We start from the raw sequence: 12,497 nt of genomic DNA, 5'->3' as shown, positions 1-12,497 counted from the left end.
AGCGCGCTCAAAAGCTTTTGGGGAGAAGGGCGCGGGGCCGCTGCGTCTCGGTCTGCCTGATGCCTGAAGCCTTTAGTGCCCCAGGACGGTTGCTGCTAGCAGGACGATCAATGCCACCAGGAGGATGGCGACCGCCGTGAGGATGTAGCGCTGGGTGCGGGTGTGCTGGCGGAGGGTCCGCTCGCTGTCGGCGAGGCTGTCGAGCTCGGACTGGGCGGAGGCGAGGGCGGCCTGCTGCTCGGCGATGGAGGCGGCCAGGCGGCGCGTCTCCTCGGGCGTGGCGTGGATGGCCTCGGCCTCGGACAGCAGCCCCTGGGCCTCGTCGTAGGCGTCGGCGGCCTCGTCGTGGGCGGCCTTGGCGGACTCGATGCCGGCCTTGCGCTCGGCTATGGCGTCCGCGAGCTCCTTCTCCTGCGAGGCGGCCTCGGCGGCGCGGCGGTCGTACTCGGCCTTGTGCCCCTCGTAGTCGCGCTTTGCGGCCTCGGCGTCCGCCTGGGCGGTCTCAAGCGACTGCCTCTGCGTCCACAGGTGCATCTGTGCCTTCTCCACGGCCTCCTGCGTCTGGCGGGTGGCGTTTGCAACCTCGACGCGGGCGGCCTCGACGTGTGCCAGCTCGGCCACGTTCTCGCGCTGGAGCTGCGCTACGGCGTCGGCCTTGGCGTTGGGGTCTCCCTGCGCGCGCCTGAGGTCGTCCTGCACGCGGCGCAGGCGCTCCTGCGAGTTGTCGAGCGCGCGGTTGGCCTGGGCTATGCCCTGACTGCGGGCGTCGGTGGCGTCCTTGACCTGGGCCTCGGCGCCCTTCACGGCGCGCCTGGCCTCGGCGACGGTCTGGCTTGCGTCAGACGCCCTGCCGCGCGAGGTCTCCATGACGCGGCGGTAGGGGCGCAGCTCCTGCTCGTGGGCTGCCCTCATCTTGGCCAGGCGGTCCTCGAGCGCTGACTGCTCGCCGTCGAGGCGCTCGACGGTGGCCTGCGAGTCGGCCATGTCCTGGCTCGCCTGGCGCGAGGCCTCCGTCTGCTGGGAGACGATCTGCTCGTAGCGCCCCTCGACGTCCTGGCGGTGCGCGAGCGTGCGGCGGTCCTCGTCCAGGGCCTCGGTGAGGGAGCGGACCCTCTTCTGGGCGCCGGCGTGCTGGCGCGACGCCTCCCGCACGTCCCTCATGGCGGCAAGGCCGCCCTTGAGCGTGGTCGCCGTGGCACTCGCGGCGCCGCGAGCGGCGGTTATCGCCCTGCGCTCGAGGCCCTCGGGGCGGGTGTCCCCCTCGGAGGGAGAGTCCTGGGCCGCGGCCTCGTCCTCGCCCGGGTCCTGCGGCTCCTCGCGGGCGGCCTCGACCTCGGTGCCCTCGTCGAGCGGCTCCTCCGCGGCGTCCCTCTCGTCGGCCATGCGCTCTCCTCTCAAAGGCGCGGCCGACTGGCATCGTGCGGCCGCGCGTCTCTTCTCGCCCAACATTGTGACTCAGGCGGACGACGCCAAGATCGCAAAGACCGCAAACAGCGGACTTTGCGTCCATAAACCGAAACCTTGCTATAATGTGTCGGCAGTTTGGTAGGATGTTCCCGTGTTCGGGGGAGCACTCCCCGGTTTACTGGGAACTCTGGAAAGGGAGTTTTTAGCATGGTTTCTAAGCAGACGAGCATCATCAACGCCACTGGTCTTCACGCCCGTCCCGCGTCCGTCTTCGTGACCGAGGCCAAGAAGTACCAGAGCAACGTCACCATCAAGAACGTTGACAAGGACTCCGCTCCCGTCAACGCCAAGTCCATCATGATGATCCTGGCCGCTGGCCTGGGCACCGGCACCAAGGTCGAGGTCGCCTGCGACGGCGCCGACGAGCAGGAGGCCCTGGACGCCCTCGTCGCCCTCATCGAGAGCGGCTTCGGCGAGTAGGCTCGCTTCCAAGCGTCTTTGCCTGCCCGGCCCGGCGCACCCAGCGCCCGGCCGGGCTTTTTTCTGCTGTCTTTTGCCCACGGGGAGCAAGGAGTCTGAGCGCATGTGTGAGAGCTGCGTCGAGAAGAGCGCGCACAAGGTCGGGGCCGGAACGCCCGTCTCGCCCGACAGGTGGTTCACCTACGACGTGGTGGCCGAGGACCCAGGGACCCACGCCCGCGCCGGTGTGCTCCACACGCCCCACGGCGACGTGCCGACGCCCATCTTCATGCCGGTCGGCACCAAGGCCACGGTCAAGGGCATCCTGCCCGACACCCTGGAGCGCCTGGGCACCAAGATCCTGCTCAACAACACGTACCACCTCTCGCAGCGCCCCGGCGCAGACCTGGTGGAGGAGATGGGCGGCGTCCACGAGTTCATGCAGTGGCACGGCCCCATCCTCACGGACTCCGGCGGCTTCCAGGTCTTCAGCCACGAGGAGTTCTTCAAGCTCTCCCGCGCCGGCGTGCGCTTCCGCGCCGTTGACTACGACGGCTCCTGGGTGGAGTGGTCCCCCGAGAAGAACATGGAGATCGCCCAGAAGCTGGGCGCCGACATCGTGATGCAGCTCGACCAGTGCGTGGGCTACCCGGCGCCGCGCTCCAAGGTCGAGCGCTCGGTGGAGCTCTCCAGCATGTGGGCCGACCGCTGCTTTGCCGCCCACACCAGGCCCGACCAGGCGCTCTTCGGCATCGTCCAGGGCGGCATGCACCTTGACCTGCGCGTGAGGAGCCTGCGCCACCTGGAGGACGCCGGGGACTTCCCGGGCTACGGCATCGGCGGCTACTCGGTGGGCGAGGACCACGACACCATGTTCGAGTCCCTGGAGCCCCTCTGCGCCGAGTACATGCCCAAGGGCAAGCCCCGCTACCTCATGGGCGTGGGCAACCCCACGACCCTCGTGCGTGGCGTCGCCTGCGGCGTGGACATGTTCGACTGCGTGCTGCCCACCCGCACGGCGCGCACCGGCAGCGCCTTCTCCAGCGAGGGTCGCCTCAACCTGCGCCACGCCCGCTTCACGCACGACCACGCACCACTCGACACGGCCTGCGGCTGCCCCACGTGCACGGGCGGCTACACCCGCGCCTACCTGCACCACCTCGTGCGCCAGAAGGAGATGGCCGGCTCCATGCTCATCTCCCAGCACAACGTGTGGTACCTGCTCGACCTCATGCGCCGGGCCCGCGAGGCCATCATCGCCGGCACCTACGCGGACTTCGTCTCCGACTGGATGGCCTCCCCGGCCGCCCAGGACTGGTAGCGTCTCTCGTTGCCAGTCGTCCCGCCGTTTGCATGCGAATCTGGTCGCTGGCGAGCCTCTTGCCGACCACTTTCACATGCAAACGGCGGGGGGGCGGCGGCGGGGACGGGGCTGGCGAGAAGCGCGAGAAGCGCCCGCGGCCTTCAGGCTTGCGCGCTCTGCGCCGCGGGCTGGCAAAACAACGTATACTAGGTGGGTTCAACCATCGAGGGCGCCTGGCGCCCCGCCGGCGGCGTTGCCGCTCGGACAACCGAAGGAACCTACCATGGGTCAAGACTCAAGGTCCGACGCGCCCAAGACGGGCGTGGACCGGTGGCGTGACGCCGCCAAGGACACCAAGGCAAGGGGCTCTAAGCCCAAGAAGCGCGGGCGTGGGAAGGGTGGCCTCTCGTCTGCCGCCCGCGGGCACGTGGGCGCGCTCGTCGTGATGCTCGCGCTCTGCGCGGCGTGCGCCGTCGCCTTCGCCCCGGTGGGCGAGAAGATCACCCAGGGCCTGGACATCCAGGGTGGCGTCTCCGTCATCCTCTCCGCCTCCAAGTCCGACGGCACCCAGCCCACGAGCGAGGACATGCAGACCGCCACGTCCATCGTCCAGAGCCGCGTGAACGCCCTGGGCGCCTCCGAGGCCACGGTCCAGCAGCAGGGCGCGAGCTCCATCCTCGTGCAGATCCCGGGCGCCACCGACGCCACCTCCACCGTGGAGGCCATCGGCCAGACGGGCCACCTCGAGTTCGTCCGCCTGGACGACATCGGCGACGCCGAGGCCCTGGCAAAGATCCAGGCCGGAACCCAGAACGTCAAGCTCGAGGAGGGCACCTACACGGCCTTTCTGGACGGCTCCTCCATCACGCGCACCCAGGTGGCGCAGTCCCAGACCTCGGTGGGCACCTACGTGGTCAACGTCACCTTAGACTCCGCGGGCGCCCAGACCTTCTCCGACGTCACCCGCGAGCTCGCGCCCACCAAGGGCCAGATTGCCATCGTGCTCGACGGCGTGGTCAACTCCGCCCCTGCCGTCCAGTCCCAGATCGACGGCGGCGAGGTCTCCATCTCCGGCAGCTTCACGGCCGAGTCGGCCCAGGCGCTCAAGACTGCGCTGGACTCCGGCTCGCTTCCCGTCACACTCACCTACTCCGAGAGCCGCGCCGTCGGCCCCACCCTCGGCCAGGACTCCCTTGCCCAGGGCGTGCTCGCCCTCGCGGTCGGCGTGGCCGTCGTCGTCTGCTACCTGTTCTTCTTCTATCGCGGCCTGGGCCTGCTGACGCTGGGCTCCCTTGCCGTCTTTGCCATGCTGTACCTGGGGCTTCTTGCCACGCTGTCCCACTTTGGCCTGTTTGCCCTGAGCCTGCCGGGCCTTGCCGGCATCGTTCTCACCACAGGCTCTGCCGCGGACTCCTCCATCCTGGTGCTCGAGCGCTTCCGCGAGGAGGTCCGCATGGGCAGGACCGTGCGCAACGCCTCGGTCTCCGGCACCTCCCACGGCATCCGCACCTCCCTTGACGCCGACGTCGTTACCCTCATCACGGCGCTCGCGCTCTTGGTGGTCGCCACGGGAGACGTGCGCGGCTTCGGCCTCACCCTGGCCCTCGGCGTTGTCTGCGACGTGGTGACCATGTTCCTCTTCAAGGCCCCCGCCCTGAGGCTCCTCTCGCTCGGCGCCATCCAGAAGGCCCCCGGCTTCTGGGGCATCTCCCAGGACCTCGCCGAGGCCCAGAGGAGGGCGGACGCCCGCGCCTCGGTCACCCGCGTCCAGAAGGGAGGCGAGGCCAATGCTTAGCCACTTCTCCTTTGAGATTCCGTTCATCGGGCACCGCAGACAGTTCCTGGGCCTCTCCTGCGTCCTCGTCGTCCTGGCCGTCGTGGGCCTTCTGACCCGCGGCCTGGTCTTTGGCATCGAGTTCCGTGGCGGCACCGAGATGGACTTCCGCTCCACGGGAGACGTCACCATCGAGCAGATGCGCGGCGCGCTCGAGTCCGTGGGCGAGGGCTCCGCCACCGTGCAGACCGCCGTCACCGAGGGCGAGCCGGGCTTCCTCGTCCGCTTCGACACCACCGATCCCGCCACCGCCAACGCCCACGCGGCAGACGCCGCCAGCTCACTTGGGCTGGCTGTCGACTCCTACACCGTGACCACCATCGGGCCCGACTGGGGCGCCGACGTCACGCGCTCCTCGGCCGCGGCGTTCGCCGTGGCCATCCTGGCCATCATCCTGTACGTGACCGTGCGCTACGAGTTCAAGATGTCCCTCACGGCCGTCTGCGCGCTCCTGCACGACCTGGTCATCACCCTGGGCGTCTACGCCTGGTTCCAGATCGCCATATCGCCCAACGTGGTGGCCGCGCTTCTCACCATCATGGGCTACTCGCTCTATGACACCGTGGTGGAGTTCAACCGCATGGACGAGAATGCGCGCCAGCTCAAGGATGGTGTCCACCGCACCTACTACCAGATCTGCAACTTCTCCATCAACGAGGTCTTCGTCCGCTCCATCAACACCACCATCGTGACCGTGGTGCCCGTCGTGGCGCTTCTGGCCATCGGCGGAACCACGCTGCGCGACTTTGCCTTCGCTATGCTCGTGGGAGAGCTCCTGGGCACCTACTCCAGCTTTGCCGTTGCTTCCCCGCTGCTCGCCATGTGGAAGACGCGCGAGCCCAAGTGGGCCAAGCTCGAGGCCCGCTACGGCGAGCCCGCCGCCAAGGCCGCGTCCGGCGAGAAGAGCGGCGAGTAGGATGCCTGGCCTGGCACAGAGCCCCCGCTGGCGGCAGCTGGCGCAGGACCGCGCGGCCGAGCACGTCCTCGTCCGCGAGCTGGGCGTGCCCGCCATCGTGGCCCGCGTCCTGGCGGCTCGCGGCGTGACCGACCCCGACGAGGCCCGCCTCTTCCTCAGCCCCTCCCTTAAGCGTGACTGGGCGGACCCGCTGCTCATCCCCGGCATGTCCGACGCCGCCGACCGCGTCATGCGCGCCCTGGCGGACCACGAGGCCATAGCCGTCTTCGGAGACTTCGACGTGGACGGCATGAGCTCGACCTGCCTCCTCACCCTGGCGCTGCGCCGCCTGGGCGCCGAGGTCCACCCCTTCATCCCCAACCGCTTCGGCGAGGGCTACGGCCTGTCCCGCGAGGCCCTGGCCCGCGTGAGGCAGACCTGCGAGCCCGACCTCGTCATCACCGTGGACAACGGCATCGCCGCCCGCGAGGAGGTGGCGTGGCTCGTCTCCGAGGGCGTCGACGTCGTGGTGACCGACCACCACGAGCCGGCCGACCTCGTGCCCGAGGGCGTTCCCGTGACCGACCCCAAGCTCTCCGCCGACTGTCCCTCCCGCGAGCTCGCCGGCGCCGGCGTGGCCCTGAAGCTCGTCTGCGAGCTGGGGCGCCGCCTGGGTCAGCCCGACCTCTGGCTCGACTACATCGACGTGGCCACGCTGGGCACGCTCTCCGACATGATGCTGCTCCAGGGCGAGAACCGCGCCCTGGTGGCAGAGGGCCTCGCGCGCATGCGCCGGGTCACCCGGCCCGGCCTGGTGGCCCTCGCGGCGACGGCGGGCCAGGACATCTCCCAGGTCACGGCCGACGGCCTGCCCTTCTCCATCATCCCGCGCCTGAACGCCGCGGGCCGCATGGGCTCCACGGACGTGGCCTTTGACCTGCTGCTCACCGACGACCCAGCGGAGGCGGCCATCCTTGCGGGCAAGCTCGAGGAGATCAACACCGAGCGCCGCAACATAGAGTCCGCGCTCACCGAGGCCGCCATGGCCAAGGTCGAGAAGACCTACCAGGGAGGCCGCTGCGTCGTCGTCGGCGGCGAGGGCTGGCACGAGGGCGTGAAGGGCATCGTGGCGAGCCGCATCGTCAGCCGCTACCACGTCCCCGCCATCCTCTTCACCATCCAGGACGGCATCGCCCGCGGCTCGGGCCGCTCGGTCGGCGAGGTCGACCTCTTCCACGCCGTGGAGCAGTGCTCCGACGTGCTCGTGCGCTTTGGCGGGCACGCGGGCGCGGTGGGCGTGACCTGCGAGGCCTCGCGCCTGGACGAGTTCCGCGAGCGCCTCGAGGTCGCCCTTACGGACCTTCCCGCCGAGCAGTTCCAGGACACCGGCGAGGTCACGGCCACCGTCGGCCTCTCGGAGCTCACTGTGGAGTCAATCGGTGCCCTGGAGATGCTGCAGCCCTTTGGCCAGGGCAACAAGAAGCCGCTGCTCGCGAGCCTGGGCGTCACCATGCGCAACCGCTCGCGCGTGGGGGCCGACGGCGCGCACCTGCGCTTCCTCGCCACCGACGGCGTGACCTGCGTGCCGGCCATAATGTTTCGCGCACCCGACGTGGAGCGGGCCGCCGCCTGCGACGGCGCCGTGGACCTCGTCTTCGAGGCCGTCAACGAGACCTGGCAGGGCCGCACCAAGCCCAAGCTCATGGTGCGCGACATCTGCTACCGAGACCAGGGCATCCCCGGCTCGCCCGACCTTCTCGCCGAGCTGGGTCGCTGCGAGGAGGGCTGCCTTGCCCAGGACGCCCCCGAGGGAGGGCCCGCCGACGGGGAGGGGCGCGCCCCCTCGGCCACCCAGGCCCGCGCTGCCCTCTCTGCCCTGGCGCCGGAGGAGCTCACCTCCGAGCTCGTGCGCCGCCTCATCGGGGAGAGGCCCCTGCTGCCCGCCCAGGCTCGTGCCCTCGAGCTGCTTGGCCGGGGCCGCTCCTGCATGGCCGTCATGGCTACCGGTCGCGGCAAGTCCCTCGTCTTCCACGTCCACGCGGCGCGCGAGGCCATCCTGCGCGGCCGCGCGAGCGTCTTCGTCTACCCGCTGCGCGCCCTCGTGGCCGACCAGGCCCACCACCTTGCCGCGCAGCTCGCTGGCCTGGGCGTGAGCGCCGCCGTCCTCACCGGCGAGACGGACCAGGCCACCCGCGAGCGCACCTACGCGGGCCTTGCCGCAGGCGGGGTGGACGTGCTCCTCACCACGCCCGAGTACCTCTCCCTACACGTGGGCGCGCTTGCCGCCTGCGGACGCGTGGGCTTTCTGGCCATAGACGAGGCCCACCACGCCGGCATGTCCAAGTCCGGCCACCGCGAGGCCTACGCCGACCTGCCCGCCGTCCGCGCCGCGCTGGACGGGCCCACCTGCCTTGCCGTCACGGCCACCGCGCGGCCCGACGTGGCGCGGGAGGCCTGCCGCCTTCTGGGCATCGACGAGGCCGACGTCGTCGTGGACGCCACGCGTCGCCCCAACCTCTCCGTCTGCGACGGCCGTGACCTGCGCGACCGCGAGGGCGCCCTGGTCTCGGTGGTGGCGCCCGGGCAGAAGACCATCGTCTACGTGAGCTCGCGCGACCAGTCCGTGCAGCTCGTCCGCACGCTGCGCCACCGCCTGCCGGAGCTCGCCGACCGCATCGCCTTCTACAACGCGGGCCTGCCGCGCGAGGTCAGGGCGCGCGTCGAACGGGCCTTCCGCGACGGTGGCCTCTCCTGCATCGTCTCCACGAGCGCCTTCGGCGAGGGCGTGAACCTCCCCGACGTCCGCGACGTCGTGCTCTACGGCCTGCCCTACGGCGCCGTGGAGCTCAACCAGATGAGCGGCCGCGCCGGACGAGACGGGCTTCCCGCCCGGGTGCACATGCTCTTCTCGGCGCGGGACATGCGCGTGAACGAGCGGGTCATCTCGCAGGCCGCGCCCGCCCGGGACGACCTCGTGGCCCTCTACCGGTCCATCCGCACGCTGGCCGACGCCTCCGGCAGACTCACCTCCTCAGACGAGGAGCTCCTCGCCATGACGGCCCGGGTGGCGCCCGCCCTGCACGTGAGCGAGCAGGAGGTTCAAAGCGGCCTCTCCGTCTTTGCCGAGCTCGGCTTCCTCACGGTCTCCGGCTGGGGAGAGAAACGTTGCATTGTTGTTGAGACCTCGCCCGCGCGCATGGAGCTCGCCCGCTCGGCGCGCTACCTTGAGGGCGAGAACCTTCGCGAGGAGTTCAGGGAGTTTGCAGATTGGGTATTCTCTTGCCCATGCGAGGAGCTTCTCGCCCACATAGACAGGCCCATCACCCCCGGCTTCGGGAGCACGGTGACTGAATAGATTGACCAGGTGGCACCATGGACGCAAACGTCGATAGCACCAGAACCGCAGGTCAGGAGGCGGTCGCGCAGGACTCCCAGGCTGAGTCTGCGCCCGAGCTTGCGGCGCCGCAGGCAAAGCCGGCCAAGAAGGCCGTGCCCGACGCCGCAAACTTCCGCCTGCTCGAGGAGGCCTGCGCCTCCTACCTAGACGCGGAGGGCATGGAGAAGGCCGAGCGCGCCTACCGCTTTGCCGCGGACTTCCACCGCGACCAGCGCCGCCGCTCCGGAGAGCCCTACATCAACCACCCCGTCGAGGTGGCCCTCATCCTCTCCAAGGACCTCCACATGGACGAGGACACCATCTGCGCGGCCCTTCTGCATGACACGGTGGAGGACACCCCCGCCACGCTCGAGCAGCTCACCGACCTCTTTGGGCAGACGGTCGCGGAGCTGGTGGACGGCGTGACCAAGCTGACCTCCATCAAGGTCACCTCCATGGACGAGAAGCAGGCCTGGAACCTGCGCAAGATGTTTTTGGCCATGAGCCGCGACATCCGCGTGGTCATCATCAAGCTCGCCGACCGCCTGCACAACATGAGGACCCTGGCCGCCCTGCCGCCTGACCGCCGCCTCTTCAAGGCGCGCGAGACCATGGACGTCTACGCGCCCCTGGCAGACCGCCTGGGCATCTCCTCGGTCAAGTGGGAGCTCGAGGACCTGGCCTTCTTCTGGCTCGAGCCCGAGGAGTACCAGCGCGTGGCGCGCATGGTGCAGGACTCCCGCGCCCAGCGCGAGGACGACGCCCAGAGCGCCATGAAGACCCTCGACGACGAGCTGCGCGCTGTGGGCCTCAAGGACTACCAGATCACCGGCCGCCCCAAGCACCTGTGGTCCATCTACCTCAAGATGACCCGCAAGGGCCGCGAGTTCTCCGAGATCTACGACCTCATCGCCCTGCGCGTCATCACGCAGACGGTGGGGGACTGCTACAGCGCCCTGGGCGCCGTCCACAGCCTGTGGCACCCCATGCCCGGCCGCTTCAAGGACTACATCGCCACGCCCAAGGCCAACCTCTACCAGTCGCTGCACACCACCGTGGTGGGTCCCGACGGCCGCCCCATCGAGATCCAGATCCGCACCGTGGAGATGCACGAGGCCTCCGAGTACGGCATCGCCGCCCACTGGCTCTACAAGAAGGCGGGCAACTCCCGCGGCAAGATGAGCGCCGAGGACCGCGCCATCGACTCCACCATCAACTGGATCCGCAAGAGCCTGGACTGGGCCGCCGAGGACGACATGGACGACCCGCACGAGTTCCTCGACTCCCTGCGCGTGGACCTCTTCGAGCGAGAGATCTTCGTCTTCACGCCCAAGGGCGAGGTCATGAGCCTGAGGCGCGAGTCCACGCCCCTTGACTTTGCCTACGCCGTCCATACCGAGGTGGGAAACCACTGCGTGGGCGCCAAGGTCAACGGCTCGGTGGTGCCCCTCACCTACAAGCTCAACATGGGCGACCGCATAGAGATCCTCACAAACAAGAATGCCCGCCCGAGCCACGACTGGCTGAACATCGTGGTCACACCCGGCGCGCGCTCCAAGATCCGCAAGTACTTCTCGGTGGAGACCAAGACCGACGACGCCGAGCAGGGCCGCGTTGAGCTTGCCCACGAGCTGCGCCGCCGCGGCTACGGCATCTCCACCAAGCGCACGGTCAAGGCCATTCAGCGCGTGTGCGAGAACATGGAGCTGCGCACCCCCGACGACCTCTTTGCCTCCATCCACAACGGCAAGATAACGGTCATCATGGCCGCAAACCGCATAGAGGAGATTCTGGAGGAGGGCTCTCCCGAGCAGCTCGCCGCCGCGGCCAAGGAGGCCGAGGCCAAGGCCGCCCACGCCGCCGCCATGGCGCAGGGCAAGCCCATCATGCAGGCCTACGCCATCACGCAGGTGGCCCAGGGCGGCAAGAAGTACCGCCGCAGCAACTGCGGCGTGGTGGTCAGGGGCGACGCGGACCTTCTCGTCCACCTGGCCCACTGCTGCAACCCGGTGGCCGGCGACGACATCGTGGGCTTCATCACCCGCGGCCGCGGCGTCTCGGTCCACCGCGCGAGCTGCCCCAACGTGGCCGACCTCGCAAGGCACCCGGAGCGCATGATCGACGTGGAGTGGGATGCCTCGGGCGCCACCGAGTTCCGCGTGGAGATAGTCGTCGAGGCGACCGACCGCATGGGCCTGCTCAAGGACGTGACCATCGCCATCGGCGACGCCGGCGGAAACATCCTCTCGGCCGCCACGCAGACCTCCAGCCAGGGCATCGCGCGCCTGCGCTTCCTGGTGTCCATCTCTGACGCCAGCCTGCTCGACGCGCTCTTGGCCACCGTGAGCCGTGTCCCGTCCGTCTACGACGCCCGCCGCCTCATGCCCGGCGAGGGCGCCAGCCAGCAGCGCCTCCGCTAGCCACCAGACACTGGGGACGTTGTTTGTTACCAGGTAAAGGGGACACTCATGCCAGACGCCAAGACCGACGAGATCCGCAACTTCGTGGTGGGGCCCATCCAGACCAACTGCTACGCGTACGTGAGCGACGGCGCTTGCATGGTGGTGGACCCCGGGGCCGCCGGCGCCGCAGTGGCCGAGCACCTGGCCGACGTGCGCGTGGAGTGCGTGGTGGCGACCCACGGCCATGGCGACCACGTGGGCGGCGCGGCGGCCCTCGTGGCCGCGTGCGAGGCGCCCTTCTGCATCAACGCCGCCGACGCGGAGCGCGCCATGCACGCGGGCGAGCCCTCCGAGCTGGGCATTGCCTATGACGACGACGCCCCGGCGCCCGACCGCGAGCTCTCCGAGGGCGACGTCATCTCCGTGGGCACGGCCACCTTCACGGTCGTGGAGACGCCTGGGCACACCCCGGGCGGCATCGTCCTTCTGGGCGGCGGCAGCGCCGAGGGCGTGGCCTTCGTGGGAGACACGCTCTTCCCGGGAAGCCACGGCCGCACCGACCTGGACGGCGGCGACGAGGCCGCCATCATGGCCTCCCTGCGCCGCATGGCAAAGGAGATTGCCCCAGCGACCACGCTCCTTTGCGGCCACGGTCCCTCCACCACTATGGCGGCCGAGCTGGCGAGAAACCCGTTCCTGCGGTAAGGCCGGTGCCCGCCGCGTACCCTGGAAAACCTTACAGACAGTGTTTCTCCAAGGTCCGCGTCCTTCTCGTCATCTGCGCAAACGTTGGGCAATAGCCCCTGAAGAAAGACTACCTG

8 protein-coding genes are annotated in these 12,497 nt (G+C 69.5%); 7 read left to right on the top strand and 1 reads right to left on the bottom strand.

Going from position 1 to position 12,497, the window contains the following annotated elements; translation table 11 throughout:
- Positions 1-72: 72 nt before the first annotated feature.
- A complete protein-coding gene (locus DXV50_RS09565; RefSeq protein WP_157966965.1) occupies positions 73-1,383 on the bottom strand; it encodes a coiled-coil domain-containing protein in 1,311 nt (436 codons plus the stop codon).
- Positions 1,384-1,614: 231 nt separating this feature from the next.
- Here DXV50_RS09565 and DXV50_RS04625 point away from each other — a divergent pair, with 231 nt between their 5' ends.
- From DXV50_RS04625 to DXV50_RS04595, 7 genes are all read left to right on the top strand, one after another.
- Complete coding sequence (locus DXV50_RS04625; protein ID WP_117205011.1) at positions 1,615-1,887, top strand: HPr family phosphocarrier protein; 273 nt, start codon at positions 1,615-1,617, stop codon at positions 1,885-1,887.
- 103 nt (positions 1,888-1,990) lie between these two features.
- Positions 1,991-3,187, top strand: a complete 1,197-nt coding sequence (gene tgt / locus DXV50_RS04620) for a tRNA guanosine(34) transglycosylase Tgt (protein WP_117205010.1) — start codon at positions 1,991-1,993, stop codon at positions 3,185-3,187.
- A gap of 265 nt (positions 3,188-3,452) precedes the next feature.
- The gene (secD, locus tag DXV50_RS04615) at positions 3,453-4,964 is read left to right on the top strand and encodes a protein translocase subunit SecD (RefSeq protein ID WP_117205009.1); all 1,512 of its coding nucleotides are present in this window, start codon (positions 3,453-3,455) and stop codon (positions 4,962-4,964) included.
- Positions 4,957-5,919 (top strand): protein translocase subunit SecF, encoded by a 963-nt coding sequence (gene secF / locus DXV50_RS04610; protein ID WP_117205008.1) that lies wholly within the window; start codon positions 4,957-4,959, stop codon positions 5,917-5,919. The genes secD and secF overlap by 8 nt, the downstream gene beginning before the upstream one ends.
- Before the next feature lies 1 nt (position 5,920).
- The gene (recJ, locus tag DXV50_RS04605) at positions 5,921-9,253 is read left to right on the top strand and encodes a single-stranded-DNA-specific exonuclease RecJ (protein ID WP_117205007.1); all 3,333 of its coding nucleotides are present in this window, start codon (positions 5,921-5,923) and stop codon (positions 9,251-9,253) included.
- A 17-nt stretch (positions 9,254-9,270) separates the two neighbouring features.
- Positions 9,271-11,694, top strand: coding sequence for a RelA/SpoT family protein (locus DXV50_RS04600; RefSeq protein WP_117205006.1), 2,424 nt, complete (start codon positions 9,271-9,273; stop codon positions 11,692-11,694).
- A 48-nt stretch (positions 11,695-11,742) separates the two neighbouring features.
- Entirely contained in the window at positions 11,743-12,381 is a 639-nt protein-coding gene (locus DXV50_RS04595) for an MBL fold metallo-hydrolase (RefSeq protein WP_117205005.1), read from the top strand.
- The last annotated feature ends 116 nt before the right edge of the window (positions 12,382-12,497 follow it).

This window comes from Paratractidigestivibacter faecalis, assembly GCF_003416765.1.
In the GTDB taxonomy this organism is placed as follows: domain Bacteria; phylum Actinomycetota; class Coriobacteriia; order Coriobacteriales; family Atopobiaceae; genus Paratractidigestivibacter; species Paratractidigestivibacter faecalis.
This window is presented reverse-complemented; position numbering and strand designations above follow the sequence as displayed.